This window comes from Actinotalea lenta (assembly GCF_030586465.1).
GTDB classification, from domain to species: domain Bacteria; phylum Actinomycetota; class Actinomycetes; order Actinomycetales; family Cellulomonadaceae; genus Actinotalea; species Actinotalea lenta.
Map to the genome: position 1 here is coordinate 2026981 of NZ_JAUQYP010000001.1, position 18995 is coordinate 2045975.

Consider the following 18995-nt stretch of genomic DNA (forward strand, 5'->3'; position numbering starts at 1 on the left):
CGCACCTTCGCAGCCTCGCCGACCGCGTGCTGGAGCCGACCGACGCAGCAGTCCTCGCAGGCCACGACGTCGTGGTCCTCGCGCTTCCGCACGGCGCCTCGGGCGGGGTGGCGGCGGCGTTGGGTCCCGACGTCCTGGTGCTGGACTGCGGTGCCGACCACCGGCTGGCCGACGCCGACGCGTGGCGCGCGTACTACGGCTCGGACCATGCGGGGACCTGGCCCTACGGCCTGCCGGAGCTCCTGCTCGCGTCCGGCGGCCGGCAGCGTGATCACCTCGCCCGAGCCACACGCGTCGCGGTGCCCGGCTGCAACGTCACCGCGGTGACGCTGGCGGCCCAGCCCGGCGTGGCCGCCGGGCTCGTCGACCCGACCGCGCTGACCGCGACGCTCGCCGTCGGGTACTCCGGGGCGGGCAAGTCGCTCAAGCCCCACCTCCTGGCCTCCGAGGCGTTCGGGAGCGCGGCTCCGTACGCGGTGGGCGGTAGCCACCGGCACATCCCGGAGATCGAGCAGAACCTGCGCGCGACCGGCGCGGACCAGGTCCGGGTGACTTTCACCCCGGTCCTCGTCCCGATGTCACGTGGCATCCTCGCGACGGTCACCGCGCCGCTGCGCCCGGGGGTCGACGCCGACGCGGTGCGCGCCGCCTGGCGGGACGCCTACGCCGACGAGACGTTCGTCGAGGTGCTGCCGACGGGGCAGTGGCCCACCACCGCGGCCACCGCGGGCGCGAACACGGCCCTGGTCCAGGTGGCCGTCGACGACCGGGCCGGAACAGTGGTCGCGATCGCGGCCCTGGACAACCTGGTCAAGGGCACGGCGGGCGCGGCCGTGCAGTCGATGAACCTCGCCCTGGGCCTGCCAGAGGCCACCGGGCTCGTGACCGAGGGGGTCGCTCCATGAGCGTGACGGCACCGCGCGGCTTCCGCGCCGCTGGCGTGACGGCCGGCCTGAAGGCGTCCGGCCGGCCCGACCTTGCGCTGGTCGTCAACGACGGGCCGGACCACGTCGGCGCGGCCGTGTTCACCAGCAACCGGGTCGTCGGCCATCCGGTCACCTGGTCGCGGCAGGTGGTGACCGACCACGTCGTCCACGCGGTCGTGCTCAACTCCGGTGGCGCGAACGTCTGCACGGGTCCCGAGGGCTTCCTGGACACGCACCGCACGGCCGAGCGGGTCGCAGCGGCCCTGGACGTCTCGGCCGGGGACGTGGTCGTCTGCTCGACCGGGCTGATCGGCGAACGGCTGCCCATCGACAGGCTGCTCGCCGGCGTGGATGTCGCGGCGCGTGCGCTGCGCCCCGACGGCGGCCCCGACGCAGCGACGGCGATCATGACCACCGACACCGTGGCGAAACAGGCGGCCGCGACCCGGGAGGGCTGGAGCGTCGGTGGCATGGCCAAGGGCGCCGGCATGCTCGCGCCCGCGCTGGCGACCATGCTCGTCGTCCTCACCACCGACGCGGTCGTCGACCCCGTCGACGCCGATGCCGCACTGCGGGTCGCGACTCGGGCGACGTTCGACCGGATCGACTCCGACGGGTGCATGTCCACCTCCGACACGGTTGTCCTGCTCGCGTCCGGCGCCTCGGGGATCGCCGCCCCGCGGGCCGCGCTGGCCGACGCGCTGACGCAGACGTGCGCGTCGCTGGCGCGCCAGCTCGTCGCGGACGCCGAGGGGGCCAGCCACGACATCGCCGTGCGGGTGCGCGGTGCGCAGTCCGAGGGCGCCGCGGTCGCGGTGGCGCGCGCGGTGACGCGCTCGAACCTGCTCAAGGCGGCGATCTTCGGCAACGACCCGAACTGGGGTCGGGTGCTGGCCCAGGTGGGTACGGTCCCCGTGGAGGTGGCGGCGTTCGACGCCGACGCGGTGGACGTCACGATCAACGGCGTGATGGTGTGTCGGGCGGGTGGCGTGGGTGAGCCGCGCGAGCTCGTGGACCTCGCCTCGGATCGCGAGGTCCACATCGACGTCGACCTGCACGCGGGGCCCGCCGAGGCCACGGTGTGGACCAACGACCTCACGCACGCGTATGTGCACGAGAACAGCGCGTACTCGACATGACGGACGGACCCATGACAGCTCCCACGCCGACGCCCGACGACGCGCTGTTCAACACCCGCACCGACCTGCGCCCGGAGCAGAAGGCCGAAGTACTCATCGAGGCTCTGCCCTGGCTCCAGGAGTTCGCCGGTGCGCTGCTCGTCGTCAAGTACGGCGGCAACGCGATGGTCGACGACGCGCTCAAGCGGGCCTTCGCCGAGGACATGGTCTTCCTGCGACAGGTCGGCCTGCGGCCTGTGGTGGTGCACGGCGGCGGCCCGCAGATCTCGGCGATGCTCGGTCGCCTGGGCATCGAGTCGGAGTTCCGCGGCGGCCTTCGTGTCACTACCGCGGAGTCGATGGACGTGGTCCGGATGGTGCTGACGGGGCAGGTCTCCCGGGAGCTGGTCGGCCTGCTCAACGCCCACGGCCCCTACGCCGTCGGGTTGTCCGGCGAGGACGGTGGCCTGCTCAAGGCCGAGCGGCGGACCGCGGTCGTGGACGGGCGCCCGGTCGACGTGGGCCACGTGGGGGACGTGGTGGACGTCGACCCCCGCGCCGTGAAGGACCTGCTGGACGCCGGACGCATCCCGGTGGTCTCCACCGTCGCGCCGGACGTCGAGGACCCCACGCAGGTGCTCAACGTCAACGCGGACACCGCGGCCGCGGCGCTCGCCGTCGCCCTGCGGGCCCGCAAGCTCATCATGCTCACCGACGTCGAGGGCCTGTACGGCAGCTGGCCGGACCGTGGCTCGCTGCTGCAGCGGATCCACACCACGGCGCTGGAGCGCATGCTGCCCACGCTGGAGTCCGGGATGGTGCCCAAGATGGAGGCGTGCCTGCGCGCGGTGCGCGGAGGCGTGCCGGCCGCGCACATCGTGGACGGGCGCCAGGCGCACTCGGTCCTGGTCGAGGTCTTCACCACCGAGGGGGTGGGCACGATGGTGCTGCCCGACGACCTCACCGGCTCGATGCCCGTGGTGCGACGGGTGGCGGGGGCGTCGGCGTGAGCGCAGGGGAGCTTGGGGCGGTCACCGCGGGACCGCCCGCGACGTCGGAGCAGTGGACGCGGCGCTACGGCGACGCCCTGATGAACACCTTCGGCACGCCGCGCGGGGTCCTGGTGCGAGGCGAAGGGCCCTACGTCTGGGACGCCGACGGCCGGCGCTATCTCGACCTGCTGGGCGGGATCGCGGTGACGGTCCTCGGGCACGCCCACCCGACCCTGACGGCGGCGGTCTCGGCCCAGCTCGGGACCCTCGGGCACGTGTCGAACTTCTTCGCCACCCCGAACCAGGTCGCTCTGGCGGAGCGCCTGCTCGCGCTCGCCCGCGCGCCGCAGGGCTCACGGGTGTTCTTCACCAACTCCGGCACCGAGGCGGTCGAGGGTCTGGTGAAGATGACCCGGATGACCGGCCGGACCCGGATCCTGGCCCAGGAGGGCGCGTTCCACGGCCGGACGATGGGCGCTCTTGCGCTCACTCACAAACGGGCGTACCGGGAGCCGTTCGAGCCGCTGCCGCCGGGGGTGGAGTTCCTCCCGTTCGGCGACGCCGCCGCCCTCGAGGCCGCGATGGACGACGACGTGGCGGCGATCGTGCTCGAGCTCGTGCAGGGCGAGGCAGGCGTCCGTCCGCTGCCCCCGGGGTTCTGGGCCCTGGCTCGTCGGCTGGCGGACCGGCACGGTGCGCTGCTCGCGCTCGACGAGGTGCAGACCGGGATCGGGCGGACCGGGGAGTGGTTCGCGTTCCAGCACCCCGACCTGGGCGCCGGTGTGCAGCCGGACGTCATGACCCTGGCCAAGGGACTCGGGGCGGGTTTCCCGATCGGTGCCGTGATCGGCTTCGGCGCTGCCGGCTCCTTGCTCGGACCGGGCCAGCACGGCACCACCTTCGGCGGCAACCCGGTCGCGGCGGCCGCCGGTCTGGCCACGCTGGGCGTGATCGAGCGCGACGGTCTTCTGGCACAGGCGCGCGATCTGGGCACCCGGCTCACCCGGGCGCTCGCGCAGCTCCCGGTGGTCTCCGACGTCCGTGGCCGCGGCCTGCTGCTCGGCGCGCAGCTCCGTGCACCGGCCGCCGCGCGGGTCGCCGACCTCGCGATGGAGGCCGGCTACATCGTCAACCCCGTGACTGCGGACACCCTGCGACTGGCCCCGCCGCTGATCCTCACGTGGGACCAGGTGGCCGGGTTCGTCGACCTGCTCGCGGGCCTGACCCCCGCCGACCTCGAGGAGGCACGCTGATGCGCCACCTGCTGCGCGACGACGACCTGAACCCCGACGAGCAGCGCCAGGTGCTCGAGCTCGCCTGGCGGATGAAGGAGGACCGGTTCGGGCGGCACCCGCTGGCCGGGCCCCGCTCGGTCGCGGTGATCTTCGACAAGCCGACCCTGCGGACGCAGCTCTCCTTCACCCTCGGCGTCGTGGAGCTCGGCGGCTACCCGATGGTCGTCGACGGCAACCTGGCGCAGATCGGGGTGCGTGAGTCGATCGCCGACACGGCGCGCGTGCTCGGCCGCCAGGTGGCGGCGATCGTGTGGCGCACGTACGACCAGTCGCGCATCCAGGAGATGGCCGACCGCGCGGGTGTGCCGGTGGTCAACGCCCTGACCGATCAGTTCCACCCCTGCCAGGTACTGGCGGACCTGCTCACCGTGGCCGAGCAGCACGACGGTGTCGACGCGTTGCCGGGCCTCACCCTCGGGTACCTGGGGGACGGCGCCAACAACATGGCGCACTCCTACCTGCTCGGGGCCGCGACCGCCGGCATGCACGTGCGCATCGGCACGCCCGCGGACCGCCAGCCCGATCCGGGGATCCTGGCGGACGCGCGCCGGATCGCCGCGGCCACCGGCGGCTCGGTGCTCGTGACCGATGACCCCGCGGCAGCTGTGGCCGGCGCGGACGTCGTCGCGACCGACACCTGGGTCTCGATGGGGGACAGCCGGGCCGCCGAGGAGGCCGAGGCGCTCTTCGGTCGCTTCCGGCTGGACGCCGCGCGGCTGGCCGGGGCTGCGGAGCACGCGGTCGTGCTGCACTGCCTGCCGGCGTACCGCGGCAAGGAGATCACCGACGAGGTCATCGAAGGTCCGCGCTCCGTCGTCTTCGCCGAGGCGGAGAACAGGCTGCACGCCCAGAAGGCGGTCCTGACCTGGTTGCTGGAGCGCGCGGGGGAGCCGGTATGAGCACGGTCGGTGTCCCCGCCACCAAGGCGGCGCGGCACGCCGCGATCGCCCGGCTGCTCAGCCGCTCGGCGATCCGCTCCCAGGGTGAGCTCGCCGCCGCGCTGGCCGGAGAAGGGCTCAGCGTCACACAGGCGACCCTCTCGCGGGACCTCGTGGAGCTGAGGGCGGTACGAATCCGTGCCTCGGATGGCAGCCTCACGTACGCGGTCCCGGGCGAGGGAGGGGACACCACGCCGCAGGCGGCCGCCGCGCAGGAACAGCTGGTGGCACGGTTGGCGCGCCTGTGCGCGGAGCTCCTCGTGACGGCGGAGGCCTCTGCCAACCTGGTCGTGCTGCGCACCCCGCCGGGGGCGGCGCAGTTCCTCGCCTCGGCGATCGACCACTCGGTGCTCCCCGGCGTGATGGGCACGATCGCGGGCGACGACACCGTGCTCGTGATCAGCGCCGACCCGGACGGCGGCTCGGCGGTGGCCCAACGATTTCTCGATCTCGCGGGAGGCCGCGAGTACGGACGCGACACGAAGGACGAGACGTGAGCAAGGTTCTGACGGAGCTTCCGGTCGGCGAGCGGGTGGGTATCGCGTTCTCGGGCGGGCTGGACACCTCGGTCGCTGTGGCCTGGATGCGGGCCAAGGGCGCCATCCCGTGCACCTACACCGCCGACATCGGCCAGTACGACGAGCCCGAGATCGACGAGGTGCCGGGCCGTGCGATGGAGTACGGCGCGGAGCTGTCGCGAGCCGTCGACTGCAAGGCCGCGCTCGTCGAGGAGGGGCTCGCGGCGCTCGTGTGCGGGGCGTTCCACATCCGCAGCGGTGGGCGCTCGTACTTCAACACCACGCCGCTCGGTCGCGCCGTCACCGGGACCCTCCTGGTCCGTGCGATGCAGGCCGACGGCGTCGACATCTGGGGTGACGGCTCGACGTTCAAGGGCAACGACATCGAACGGTTCTACCGCTACGGACTGCTCGCCAACCCCTCGTTGCGGATCTACAAGCCGTGGCTGGACCGGGAGTTCGTCGCCGAGCTGGGCGGCCGGGCGGAGATGAGCCAGTTCCTGGCCGACCACGGGCTGCCGTACCGGGACTCCGCCGAGAAGGCGTACTCGACCGACGCGAACATCTGGGGCGCGACCCACGAGGCGAAGACGCTCGAGCACCTCGACGTGTCGCTCGAGACGGTCGAGCCGATCATGGGTGTGCGGTTCTGGGACCCGGCGGTCGCCATCGAGACCGAGGACGTGACGATCGCCTTCGAAGCCGGCCGGCCCGTGGCGATCAACGGGGTGCGGTACGGCGACCCGGTGGCGCTCGTGCACGAGGCGAACGCGATCGGGGGCCGGCACGGCCTGGGCATGTCGGACCAGATCGAGAACCGGATCATCGAGGCCAAGTCGCGCGGCATCTACGAGGCGCCCGGCATGGCGCTGCTGTTCGTCGCCTACGAGCGGCTGGTCAACGCGATCCACAACGAGGACACGATCGCCAACTACCACGCCGAGGGGCGCCGGCTCGGCCGCCTGCTCTACGAGGGTCGGTGGCTCGACCCGCAGGCGCTCATGATGCGTGAGTCGATCCAGCGGTGGATCGCCTCGGTCGTCACCGGGGAGGTGACGCTGCGCCTGCGTCGCGGCGAGGACTACACGATCCTGCGCACAGCCGGACCGGCGTTCTCCTACCACCCGGAGAAGCTGTCCATGGAGCGCACGGAGGGGGCGGCCTTCGGTCCGACCGACCGCATCGGCCAGCTCACGATGCGCAACCTCGACATCGCGGACTCGCGCGACAAGCTCGAGATGTACGCGAAGCAGCCGGTGGACCAGGGTCAGGTGCTCGTCGAGCACGGCACCCTCTTCGGTGCGTTGCCCGCAGGGGGCGCGAACGTCATCACGGACAACCCGTCGGTCATCGGCGACGAGGAGAGCGCGTTGGAGAACGCCGCGATGGAAGGTGGGACGGACTGACGTGGCCGGAACACCGTCGGGAGCGCTGTGGGGCGGCCGGTTCGCCGGTGGCCCCGCCGACGCGCTGGCCGAGCTGTCCCGATCGACGCACTTCGACTGGCGTCTGGCCCGCCACGACCTGGCGGGGTCACGGGCGCACGCCCGGGTGCTGCACTCCGCGGGGCTGCTCGACGACGACCAGCTCGCCGGCATGCTCGCGGCGCTCGACGCGCTGGATGCGGACGTCGCCTCGGGTGCCTTCGTGCCCGGGCCCGCGGACGAGGACGTGCACTCCGCGCTCGAACGTGGCCTGATCGAGCGTGCCGGGGCCGACCTCGGGGGACGGCTGCGGGCCGGGCGGTCGCGCAACGACCAGATCGCGACGTTGATCCGGATGTACCTGCGCGACCAGGCCCGGCACCTGGCGGGACGGGTGCTGGACGTCGCCGACGCGCTGGTCGCCCAGGCGGACGCCGCGGGGACGGCGGCGATGCCCGGGCGCACGCACCTGCAGCACGCCCAGCCCGTCCTGCTCGCGCACCACCTGCTCGCGCACGTGTGGCCGTTGCTCCGCGACGTCCGGCGCTGGCGGGACTGGGATCGTCGGGCCGCGGTCTCGCCGTACGGCTCGGGCGCCCTCGCCGGGTCCTCGCTCGGGCTGGACCCGGCCGCCGTGGCCGCCGAGCTCGGCTTCGACGCGCCCGTCGAGAACTCGATCGACGGCACCGCCGCACGCGACGTGGTCGCGGAGTTCGCGTTCGTCGCGGCGATGGTCGGCGTGGACCTGTCTCGGCTCGCCGAGGAGGTGATCCTGTGGGCCACCAAGGAGCTCGGCTTCGTCCGTCTCGACGACGCGTACTCGACCGGCTCGAGCATCATGCCGCAGAAGAAGAACCCGGACGTCGCGGAGCTCGCGCGTGGCAAGGCGGGCCGGATGATCGGGGACCTGACCGGGCTCCTCGCCACGCTCAAGGGGTTGCCGCTGGCCTACAACCGTGACCTCCAGGAGGACAAGGAGCCGGTGTTCGACCAGGTCGACACCCTCGACGTGCTCCTGCCCGCGGTGGCCGGGATGGTCGCCACGCTGAGGTTCGACACGGAACGGATGGCTGACCTGGCCCCCCAGGGCTTCGCCCTGGCCACGGACGTGGCCGAGTGGCTGGTGCGCCAGGGGGTGCCGTTCCGGGTGGCCCACGAGGTCGCCGGGGCCTGCGTCACGGTGTGCGAGCAGCGCGGCATCGAGCTGTGGGACCTGTCTGACGCGGATCTCGCCGCGATCTCGCCGGCGCTCACGCCGCAGGTGCGCGAGGTGCTGAGCGTCGGTGGATCGCTGGCCTCGCGATCGGCGGTGGGGGGGACCGCGCCGGACAGGGTCGCCGAGCAGCTGCGCGCGGCGCGCACGGAGGTCGACCGGCTTCGTGCATGGGCCGGGAGGTGACCTGCAACGGGAGCCGCGGGTCCACGTCCGTGAGTGTGGCGGCCCTCGTGGCCCGGGTGTCGTCCGCGGCACCGATGCTCGGCCCGGTGCGCCTGGTGTGCGTCGACGGCCCTGCGGGCTCCGGCAAGACCACCCTGGCCGCACGGCTCGCGGACGCCCTGAGCGCCCCCGGCTCGCTGCAGGTGGCCGTCGTGCACCTGGACGACCTGTACGAAGGCTGGTCCGGGCTGATCGGGGTCTGGGGCCGGGTCGAGAACCAGCTCCTCGAGCCGCTCGGCCGCGGCGAGCCGGCGCGGTGGCAGCGCTACGACTGGATCGAGGGCAGGTTCGCCGACTGGCACGACCTGCCCGTACCGGACGTCCTGGTGCTTGAGGGCTGCGGTGCCGCGCCGCAGGCAGTCGACGGGCGTGCGGTGCTGCGGCTGTACGTCGAGGCCCCACCGCGGCTCCGGCTCCGCCGCGGTCTCGAGCGGGACGGCGAGGCCATGCGGTCCGAGTGGGTGCACTGGCAGGTGCTCGAGGCCGCCCAGTTCGCCACCGAACGTACGCGCGAGCGCGCCGATGTCGTCGTGGACGGCACGGCGCCGCTGCTGCCGTGAGCGGCACGGGGCCTGCCGGGTCCACACCACCGCGCGCCTGGTTCGCCCGTCCGGCGCTCGACGTCGCGCGCGACCTGCTCGACGCCCGGCTGACGGTCCGCCGGGCCGACGGCACGGTCACCGTACGGCTGACCGAGGTCGAGGCCTATGGCGGTGCCGACGACCCCGGGTCGCACGCCTACCGCGGCCGGACGGCCCGCAACGCCGTGATGTTCGGGCCACCCGGCCACCTGTACGTCTACCGCCATCTCGGACTGCACCACTGCGCCAACGTCGTCACCGGTCCGGTGGGTCGACCGTCAGCCGTGCTGCTCCGGGCCGGAGAGGTGGTCGACGGCGATGCGGCGGCGCGCGCCCGTCGGGTGTCGTCCGGGGTCGTACGACGCGACGTGGACCTGGCCCGGGGGCCCGCTCGCCTCGTCGTCGCGCTCGGCCTCACTGGCGCCGACGACGGGCTCGACCTGCTGGGCGCCGACGTCGGCATCGCGCCGGCCGCGGACCCGCCGGCCGATGTCGCGGTGGGTGGACGGGTCGGCGTCTCCGGGCCCGGAGGCGACCCGGCCCGATTCCCGTGGCGGCTCTGGCTCGCCGGAGACCCCGCGGTGTCCGCCTACCGCCGCGGCTGACGGGACGCGGAGCTCGCGCCACGGACGGTGCAGCGGCGCTCCGGGCCCGCACGGCACACTAGGGCTACCGACGACGAGGGAGCATGTGGTGCACATCCTGGACGAGCTGCGCTGGCGAGGCCTGCTGGCGCAGTCCACCGACGAGGAGGCCCTGCGCGACGCGCTGTCCGCTGGTCCGGTGACCGTCTACTGCGGGTTCGACCCGACCGCTCCGAGCCTTCACCACGGTCACCTCGTGCAGCTGGTGCTCCTGCGGCACCTCCAGCTCGCCGGCCACCGCGTCCTCGGGCTGGTGGGTGGTGCGACCGGGATGATCGGCGACCCGCGGATGTCGGGTGAACGTGTGCTCAACACGAAGGAGACCGTCGGGGAGTGGGTCGAGCGCCTGCGCGCCCAGATCTCCCGCTTCCTGGACTTCGAGGGCGAAAACCCGGCGCGCCTCGTCAACAACCTCGACTGGACCGCGCAGCTGTCGGCGATCGACTTCCTGCGCGACATCGGCAAGCACTACCGGCTCGGCACGATGCTCGCCAAGGACACCGTTGCCCGGCGGCTGGCCAGCGAGGAGGGCATCAGCTTCACGGAGTTCAGCTACCAGATCCTGCAGGGCCTGGACTTCCTGGAGCTCAACCGGCGCTACGGCTGCACGCTCCAGACCGGCGGGAACGACCAGTGGGGCAACCTGCTGTCCGGGGTCGAGCTGATCCGCAAGGCCGAGGGGAGGACCGCTCACGCGCTGACCACGCCCCTGATCACCAAGGCTGACGGCACCAAGTTCGGCAAGACGGAGGGTGGGGCGGTCTGGCTTGCGCCGGACATGATGACGCCATACGCCTTCTACCAGTTCTGGATCAACACCGACGACGCGGACGTGATCGGGTACCTGCGGACCTTCACCTTCCGCTCCCGGGAGCAGATCGCGGAGCTCGAGGAGGCGGTCGCCGACCGGCCCTTCACGCGCGAGGCGCAACGCGCGCTGGCGCACGATGTCACGACGCTCGTGCACGGGCAGGCTGCGACGGACGCCGTCGTCGCGGCAAGCCAGGCACTGTTCGGCAGGGGAGAGCTGGCCGAGCTCGACGCCGGCACGCTCGAGGCGGCGGTCGACGAGCTGCCCAAGGCGGTCGTCGGAACCGACGCACCAGCCGTGGTGGACCTGCTCGCGGAAGCGGGTCTGGTCGCGGGTCGGGGTGCGGGTCGGCGAGCGATCTCGGAGGGCGGTGTGTCGATCAACAACGTGCGGGTCACGGACCCCGACGCCGTGCTCTCGGTGGACCAGCTCCTGCACGGCAGGTGGGCGGTGCTTCGGCGCGGCAAACGGACCCTCGCGGTGGCCGAGCGCCCTAACGGCTGATGGCCCGGGCCTGCTGGCCGGCGTCCGGCTCCTGGAGCCTGGCGCTGCGGACGTCTGCGCAGGTCATGGCCCAGATCTGCTGGTGCGACACGCCCGGGCGTCAGGCGATTTGACGGCCCCCGAGGGCCTGCGTAATGTATCTCCTCGTCGCCCGGACGGGAGGAACGGACAGCAGAGCGGAGCACCGCTCGCCGGCCGGTCCCGGAAGGCGAAAACCCCGGTAGTATCTAGGACGGCGCTGAGGCGCCGCCTAGGTCGCGCCGGAGCCCGGAAGGGCGCTGGAGGATCGCGAAAGCGATTTGACAGGGCAGGACCGGACAGATAAGTTAGAGAGGTTGCCTCGGGAAGGGCCTAGCGGCCCGGATCGATGCGCGTCCGCTCCTTGAGAACTCAACAGCGTGCCAAAGTCGATGCCAATCGTCGACGCAAAGGCGAGTGGCGGGTCATTGACCCGTGACAGACCGGAGCGTCGACTTGGTGGAGACGAAATGACGAACGTCAGTTCAAATCATTTTGATCAACGCCAGATCAACGGCCCTCAGGGGCCATTCTCCAGTCGGTTATCCCCGCGCTTCGGCGAGGGGGACCAACAGACATTCACGGAGAGTTTGATCCTGGCTCAGGACGAACGCTGGCGGCGTGCTTAACACATGCAAGTCGAACGGTGACCTCGGAGCTTGCTCCGGGTGATCAGTGGCGAACGGGTGAGTAACACGTGAGCAACCTGCCCCCGACTCTGGGATAACCCCGAGAAATCGGAGCTAATACCGGATATGAGACGTACAGGCATCTGTTGCGTCTGGAAAGAATTTCGGTTGGGGATGGGCTCGCGGCCTATCAGCTAGTTGGTGGGGTAACGGCCCACCAAGGCGACGACGGGTAGCCGGCCTGAGAGGGCGACCGGCCACACTGGGACTGAGACACGGCCCAGACTCCTACGGGAGGCAGCAGTGGGGAATATTGCACAATGGGCGCAAGCCTGATGCAGCGACGCCGCGTGAGGGATGACGGCCTTCGGGTTGTAAACCTCTTTCAGCAGGGAAGAAGCGAAAGTGACGGTACCTGCAGAAGAAGCGCCGGCTAACTACGTGCCAGCAGCCGCGGTAATACGTAGGGCGCAAGCGTTGTCCGGAATTATTGGGCGTAAAGAGCTCGTAGGCGGTCTGTCGCGTCTGCTGTGAAAACCCGAGGCTCAACCTCGGGCCTGCAGTGGGTACGGGCAGACTAGAGTGCGGTAGGGGAGACTGGAATTCCTGGTGTAGCGGTGGAATGCGCAGATATCAGGAGGAACACCGATGGCGAAGGCAGGTCTCTGGGCCGCAACTGACGCTGAGGAGCGAAAGCGTGGGGAGCGAACAGGATTAGATACCCTGGTAGTCCACGCCGTAAACGTTGGGCACTAGGTGTGGGGCTCATTCCACGAGTTCCGTGCCGCAGCAAACGCATTAAGTGCCCCGCCTGGGGAGTACGGCCGCAAGGCTAAAACTCAAAGGAATTGACGGGGGCCCGCACAAGCGGCGGAGCATGCGGATTAATTCGATGCAACGCGAAGAACCTTACCAAGGCTTGACATATACCGAAAACTCATGGAGACATGGGGTCCTTACGGGCGGTATACAGGTGGTGCATGGTTGTCGTCAGCTCGTGTCGTGAGATGTTGGGTTAAGTCCCGCAACGAGCGCAACCCTCGTCCTATGTTGCCAGCACATCATGGTGGGGACTCATAGGAGACTGCCGGGGTCAACTCGGAGGAAGGTGGGGATGACGTCAAATCATCATGCCCCTTATGTCTTGGGCTTCACGCATGCTACAATGGCCGGTACAAAGGGCTGCGATACCGCAAGGTGGAGCGAATCCCAAAAAGCCGGTCTCAGTTCGGATTGGGGTCTGCAACTCGACCCCATGAAGTCGGAGTCGCTAGTAATCGCAGATCAGCAACGCTGCGGTGAATACGTTCCCGGGCCTTGTACACACCGCCCGTCAAGTCACGAAAGTCGGTAACACCCGAAGCCGGTGGCCCAACCCTTGGGAGGGAGCCGTCGAAGGTGGGACCAGCGATTGGGACTAAGTCGTAACAAGGTAGCCGTACCGGAAGGTGCGGCTGGATCACCTCCTTTCTAAGGAGCATTCTGGCGCCCTCGGGCGTCCAGGGCCTACTACTCGAGCGATCGTCTCGAGGTGGGTAGCTCATGGGTGGAACATCGACCAGTGGCATCACGGGACAGCGTCCCCAGTACCTCCTTCGGGAGCGGAACCTGGACGATGCCCGTGGTGCCGGCACGCTGTTGGGTCCTGAGGGAACGGGCGCTAGCTCACCTCAGGCCGGCCAGAGGCTGGCACGTCGGACCGCCACGAACGGATGAACCGCCTCGTCTTCGAGGTAGGCGCCGGGAGTCGGCGGGACCGCCCGTAGCTTGAGAACTGCACAGTGGACGCGAGCATCTTTTAGTAAGTCTTTGTGGCAAGTTTTGAAGGGCAATCGGTGGATGCCTTGGCACTAGGAGCCGAAGAAGGACGTAGCAGCCTGCGATAAGCCTCGGGGAGTTGGCAAGCGAACCGTGATCCGAGGATGTCCGAATGGGGAAACCCAGCTGGAGTCATGTCCAGTTACCCGCGCCTGAATATATAGGGCGTGTGGAGGGAACGTGGGGAAGTGAAACATCTCAGTACCCACAGGAAGAGATATTCCGCGAGTAGTGGCGAGCGAAAGCGGAAGAGGCCAAACCGTTGATGTGTGATAGCCGGCAGGCGTTGCATCGACGGGGTTGAGGGACCTCTTGGGGAGTTCTGCCGAACTTCCAGGGAGTCAGAAAGTCGCGTCATAGCCGAAGGACATTGAAAGGTCCGGCACAGAGGGTGCCACCCCCGTAGGCGAAATGACACGACCTCCCGAGAGTCATCCCAAGTAGCACGGGGCCCGAGAAATCCCGTGTGAATCTGCAGAGACCACTCTGTAAGCCTAAATACTCCCTAGTGACCGATAGCGGACAAGTACCGTGAGGGAAAGGTGAAAAGTACCCCGGGAGGGGAGTGAAATAGTACCTGAAACCGTTTGCCTACAACCCGTCGGAGCCTCCTTAGCAGGGGTGACGGCGTGCCTTTTGAAGAATGAGCCTGCGAGTTAGTGGTACGTGGCGAGGTTAACCCGTGAGGGGCAGCCGTAGCGAAAGCGAGTCCGAATAGGGCGATACAGTCGCGTGCTCTAGACCCGAAGCGAAGTGATCTAGCCATGGGCAGGTTGAAGCGCGGGTAAGACCGCGTGGAGGACCGCACCCACCTGGGTTGAAAACCGGGGGGATGACCTGTGGTTAGGGGTGAAAGGCCAATCAAACTTCGTGATAGCTGGTTCTCCCCGAAATGCATTTAGGTGCAGCGTCACGTGTTTCTTGCCGGAGGTAGAGCTACTGGATGGCCAATGGGCCCCACAAGGTTACTGACGTCAGCCAAACTCCGAATGCCGGCAAGTGAGAACGTGGCAGTGAGACTGCGGGGGATAAGCTCCGTAGTCGAGAGGGAAACAGCCCAGACCACCAGCTAAGGCCCCTAAGCGTGTGCTAAGTGGAAAAGGATGTGGAGTTGCACAGACAACCAGGAGGTTGGCTTAGAAGCAGCCACCCTTGAAAGAGTGCGTAATAGCTCACTGGTCAAGTGATTCCGCGCCGACAATGTAGCGGGGCTCAAGCACACCGCCGAAGCTGTGGCATTCACACATCAGCCAGGTCTTCGTGATCCAGGCGTGTGGATGGGTAGGGGAGCGTCGTGTGGCGAGTGAAGTCGCGGGGTAACCCAGCGGTGGACGCCACACGAGTGAGAATGCAGGCATGAGTAGCGAAAGACGGGTGAGAAACCCGTCCGCCGAATGACCAAGGGTTCCAGGGCCAGGCTAATCCGCCCTGGGTAAGTCGGGACCTAAGGCGAGGCCGACAGGCGTAGTCGATGGACAACGGGTTGATATTCCCGTACCGGCGAAGAACCGCCCATACCGAATCCGGTGATGCTAAGCGCCCAAAGCTGCGTAGATCCCTTCGGGGACGTCGCAGTGGAGCGCGCGACCCGAACCGGTAGTAGGTAAGCGTATTAACAGGGGTGACGCAGGAAGGTAGTCCAACCGTCGCGATGGTTGACGACGGGCAAGGCTGTAGGGCGAGGTGTAGGTAAATCCGCACCTCATAGAGCCTGAGAGCTGACGCGGACCGCGTATGCGGATAGTGGATGATCCTAAGCTGCCTAGAAAAGCCTCGACGCGAGGTTCAAGCCGCCCGTACCCTAAACCGACTCAGGTGGTCAGGTAGAGAATACCAAGGCGATCGAGAGAATCGTGGTTAAGGAACTCGGCAAAATGCCCCCGTAACTTCGGGAGAAGGGGGGCCTGAGGCGTGAAGGCACTTGCTGCCCGAGCGTTTGAGGGCCGCAGAGACCAGGGAGAAGCGACTGTTTACTAAAAACACAGGTCCGTGCGAAGTTGCAAGACGATGTATACGGACTGACGCCTGCCCGGTGCTGGAAGGTTAAGAGGACGGGTTAGCCCTTACGGGCGAAGCTCAGAATTTAAGCCCCAGTAAACGGCGGTGGTAACTATAACCATCCTAAGGTAGCGAAATTCCTTGTCGGGTAAGTTCCGACCTGCACGAATGGCGTAACGACTTCTCCGCTGTCTCAACCGCGAACTCGGCGAAATTGCATTACGAGTAAAGATGCTCGTTACGCGCAGCAGGACGGAAAGACCCCGGGACCTTTACTATAGCTTGGTATTGGTGTTCGGTACGGTTTGTGTAGGATAGGTGGGAGACTGTGAAGCCGGCACGCCAGTGTCGGTGGAGTCAACGTTGAAATACCACTCTGGTCGTTCTGGATATCTAACCTCGGTCCGTGATCCGGATCAGGGACAGTGCCTGGTGGGTAGTTTAACTGGGGCGGTTGCCTCCCAAAATGTAACGGAGGCGCTCAAAGGTTCCCTCAGCCTGGTTGGCAATCAGGTGGCGAGTGCAAGTGTACAAGGGAGCTTGACTGTGAGACTGACAGGTCGAGCAGGGACGAAAGTCGGAACTAGTGATCCGGCGGTGGCTTGTGGAAGCGCCGTCGCTCAACGGATAAAAGGTACCCCGGGGATAACAGGCTGATCTTGCCCAAGAGTCCATATCGACGGCATGGTTTGGCACCTCGATGTCGGCTCGTCGCATCCTGGGGCTGGAGTAGGTCCCAAGGGTTGGGCTGTTCGCCCATTAAAGCGGTACGCGAGCTGGGTTTAGAACGTCGTGAGACAGTTCGGTCCCTATCCGCTGCGCGCGCAGGAGACTTGAGAAGGGCTGTCCCTAGTACGAGAGGACCGGGACGGACGAACCTCTGGTGTGCCAGTTGTTCCGCCAGGAGCACGGCTGGTTGGCTACGTTCGGGAAGGATAACCGCTGAAAGCATCTAAGCGGGAAGCCTGCTTCAAGATGAGGTCTCCATGGGGCTTGACCCCGAGAGGCTCCCAGCTAGAACACTGGGTTGATAGGCCGGATGTGGAAGTGTGGACCAAAGACACATGAAGCTGACCGGTACTAATAAGCCGATGACTTGACACATACTTACTGTGCTACGCGTCCACTGTGCGGTTCCCGAGATACGGTCGGATACCGATTGACATCTCCATAGAGTTTCGGCGGTCATAGCGAAGGGGAAACGCCCGGCTCCATTCCGAACCCGGAAGCTAAGCCCTTCTGCGCCGATGGTACTGCACTGGGGACGGTGTGGGAGAGTAGGTCGCCGCCGAACATTTTTTCAGAAAGGGCCACCCGTGCGCGGGTGGCCCTTTCTGTTGTCGCAACCGGGCATGGAGGACCGAGCCATGTCGGGGCGCGGCGTCACTGCCGAGCATGAGACGATGACCCGCCGACGGAGAGGTGAGTGGACGTGGCTGCGCACGAGCATCGGTCGAGCGACGGCGGAGGGCAAGAGCGCCGAGGTGGTCGGACGGCGCGCGGATCTGCCGCGCGCGCGGGCGGTAGTGGCCACGGCGCGCCTCGGGGGCAGGATGCGGGTGGATCCCGCGACCCGGGTCCGCGTCGGGACAGTCCGCGCGCCCCGATGATCCCGGACGACGTCGTGCCCCAGGACTTGGATCGTGCTGCCCGGAGTCGGCTGCGAACGTTGTCGCGGGAGAACGCGGACGGCGTGGCACGGCATCTGGTGATGGCGGGGAGGCTGCTGGACAGCGATCCGGAGCTCGCCTATCAGCACGCGCAGGCGGCGGTCCGGCGCGCCGGTCGGGTGGACGTGGTTCGTGAAGCGGCCGGCTTGGCGGCCTACCACACGGGCCGGTATGCAGAGGCGTTACGAGAACTGCGGACGGTGCGGCGGCTGAACGGGTCGAGCGAGCACCTGCCGGTGATGGCGGACTGTGAGCGAGGACTCGGGCGTCCGGATCGCGCGATCGCCCTCGGACGCGACCCCGAGGTCGCCTCGCTCGAGCCGGAGGCGGTCCTGGAGCTGGCCTTGGTCGTCGCCGGCGCGCGGCTCGACCTCGGGGAACCGGAAGGCGCGCTCGTAGCGCTCGACTCGGTGACGCCGACGACGCCCGAGGCGCGCGAGCGACTCCTCGGCGTGCGCGCGGATGCCTTGGAGGCGGCGGGACGCGGCGCGGAGGCGCAGGTCCTGCGAGCTTCCCTTCCCGCGGCCGAGGAGGAGCTCGTGGTCTTCGACGTCGAGGACGACTCCGATGGGGCTGACGTGACACGGGCGCGTCGGGACGGGTCGGAGGGCGGTGATGCCGGTGGGGCCCGGACTTCTGAGCTGTGAGGTCCCGCTCGCGGAGCGCTACGACCTCGCTCTGGTGGACCTCGACGGCGTGGCGTACCGGGGCAGGAAGCCCATCCCGCACGCGGCCGAGGGGCTGAGCGATGCACGTCTGGCCGGCATGGACGTGGTGTTCGTCACGAACAACGCGTCGCGCGAGCCCGAATCGGTGGCGCACCAGCTGACGGAGCTGGAGATCCCCTGCAGCCCACGGGACGTCATGACGGCGGCGCAGGCAGCCGCCACACTGCTGGCTGAGCGGCTCGACCCGGGTTCGCGGGTCCTGGTCGTCGGAGGGCCCGGTCTGCGTACCGCGGTGGGCGCGGTGGGCCTCGTGGTGGTCGACTCCGCCGAGGAGTTGCCGGCCGCTGTCGTGCAGGGCTACTCCGCCGACGTGGGTTGGCGTCAGCTGGCGGAGGCGGCCTACGCCGTCGAGGCGGGGGCGTGGTTCGTGGCGAGCAACCTCGATCGCACGCTTCCCACGGAGCGCGGGTTCGCGCCCGGGAACGGCGCTCTCGTCAGTGCCGTGCAGACCGCCACAGGTGTGGAGCCGGTCAGCGCGGGAAAGCCCGAACCGACCCTGTACCAGCTGGCGGCCAGGCGTCGAGGAGCCAGCAACCCCTTGGTCGTCGGCGACCGCCTGGACACCGACCTCGCGGGAGCTCGAGCGGCCGGCTGGGCGGGCCTGCACGTGCTCACCGGGGTGAGCACTGCCCGTGATGCGGTCCTGGCTCGGCCGGCGGAGCGCCCGTCCTACCTCGGGGCCGACCTGCGGAGCCTGCTCGTCCCTCACGTCGCGCCACACGAGGACGCAGGCTGGTGGGTGTGCGGGGGTGCCGCGGCCCGGGTGGTCGGCGCGCGGCTCGAGCTCGACGAACGATCGGGGTCGTCGCCGGGCGAGCGGCGGGACGAGGTGGACCGGGTTCGGGCAGCGTGCGCGGCCGCCTGGGATGCCAGCGATCATGGTGAGACGCTCGATCCGGACAGCGTGGGCGCCCTGGGCCCTCGGGCGGGTTGAACGTGGGGCTC

General features: G+C 68.7%; 13 protein-coding genes and 3 rRNA genes. All 16 read left to right on the plus strand.

All coding sequences use genetic code 11. The features are described from left to right. Positions 1-905: N-acetyl-gamma-glutamyl-phosphate reductase (gene argC, locus Q6348_RS09685; RefSeq protein ID WP_304601088.1), on the plus strand; the 905-nt coding region annotated here is incomplete at its 5' end. Next, on the plus strand, positions 902-2065 hold the full coding sequence (gene argJ, locus Q6348_RS09690) for a bifunctional glutamate N-acetyltransferase/amino-acid acetyltransferase ArgJ (protein ID WP_304601089.1): 1164 nt from the start codon (positions 902-904) through the stop codon (positions 2063-2065). The genes argC and argJ, both read left to right, overlap by 4 nt. An 11-nt stretch (positions 2066-2076) precedes the next feature. Next, the gene (argB, locus tag Q6348_RS09695) at positions 2077-3054 is read left to right on the plus strand and encodes an acetylglutamate kinase (protein WP_304601090.1); all 978 of its coding nucleotides are present in this window, start codon (positions 2077-2079) and stop codon (positions 3052-3054) included. Then, positions 3051-4289, plus strand: a complete 1239-nt coding sequence (locus Q6348_RS09700) for an acetylornithine transaminase (RefSeq protein ID WP_304601091.1) — start codon at positions 3051-3053, stop codon at positions 4287-4289. Before argB ends, Q6348_RS09700 begins: the two co-directional genes overlap by 4 nt. After that, positions 4286-5230, plus strand: a complete 945-nt coding sequence (gene argF / locus Q6348_RS09705) for an ornithine carbamoyltransferase (RefSeq protein WP_304601954.1) — start codon at positions 4286-4288, stop codon at positions 5228-5230. Before Q6348_RS09700 ends, argF begins: the two co-directional genes overlap by 4 nt. After that, entirely contained in the window at positions 5227-5766 is a 540-nt protein-coding gene (locus Q6348_RS09710) for an arginine repressor (protein WP_304601092.1), read from the plus strand. The genes argF and Q6348_RS09710 overlap by 4 nt, the downstream gene beginning before the upstream one ends. Then, on the plus strand, positions 5763-7193 hold the full coding sequence (gene argG / locus Q6348_RS09715; protein WP_304601093.1) for an argininosuccinate synthase: 1431 nt from the start codon (positions 5763-5765) through the stop codon (positions 7191-7193). The genes Q6348_RS09710 and argG overlap by 4 nt, the downstream gene beginning before the upstream one ends. Before the next feature lies 1 nt (position 7194). After that, a complete protein-coding gene (argH, locus tag Q6348_RS09720; protein WP_304601094.1) occupies positions 7195-8610 on the plus strand; it encodes an argininosuccinate lyase in 1416 nt (471 codons plus the stop codon). 29 nt (positions 8611-8639) lie between these two features. Further along, the gene (locus Q6348_RS09725) at positions 8640-9209 is read left to right on the plus strand and encodes a uridine kinase family protein (protein WP_304601095.1); all 570 of its coding nucleotides are present in this window, start codon (positions 8640-8642) and stop codon (positions 9207-9209) included. Continuing rightward, the gene (locus Q6348_RS09730) at positions 9206-9835 is read left to right on the plus strand and encodes a DNA-3-methyladenine glycosylase (protein WP_304601096.1); all 630 of its coding nucleotides are present in this window, start codon (positions 9206-9208) and stop codon (positions 9833-9835) included. The genes Q6348_RS09725 and Q6348_RS09730 overlap by 4 nt, the downstream gene beginning before the upstream one ends. Before the next feature lie 85 nt (positions 9836-9920). Continuing rightward, the gene (gene tyrS, locus Q6348_RS09735; protein WP_304601097.1) at positions 9921-11189 is read left to right on the plus strand and encodes a tyrosine--tRNA ligase; all 1269 of its coding nucleotides are present in this window, start codon (positions 9921-9923) and stop codon (positions 11187-11189) included. A 596-nt stretch (positions 11190-11785) separates the two neighbouring features. Continuing rightward, positions 11786-13306 (plus strand): 16S ribosomal RNA (locus tag Q6348_RS09740). A 342-nt stretch (positions 13307-13648) separates the two neighbouring features. Then, positions 13649-16756, plus strand: a 23S ribosomal RNA gene (locus Q6348_RS09745). Positions 16757-16829: 73 nt separating this feature from the next. Continuing rightward, positions 16830-16946, plus strand: a 5S ribosomal RNA gene (gene rrf, locus Q6348_RS09750). Together the 16S, 23S and 5S rRNA genes form the textbook arrangement of a ribosomal RNA operon. A 399-nt stretch (positions 16947-17345) precedes the next feature. Next, the gene (locus Q6348_RS09755; RefSeq protein ID WP_304601098.1) at positions 17346-17969 is read left to right on the plus strand and encodes a tetratricopeptide repeat protein; all 624 of its coding nucleotides are present in this window, start codon (positions 17346-17348) and stop codon (positions 17967-17969) included. Continuing rightward, positions 17938-18984, plus strand: a complete 1047-nt coding sequence (locus Q6348_RS09760) for an HAD-IIA family hydrolase (protein ID WP_434062051.1) — start codon at positions 17938-17940, stop codon at positions 18982-18984. The genes Q6348_RS09755 and Q6348_RS09760 overlap by 32 nt, the downstream gene beginning before the upstream one ends. Positions 18985-18995 lie beyond the last annotated feature (11 nt).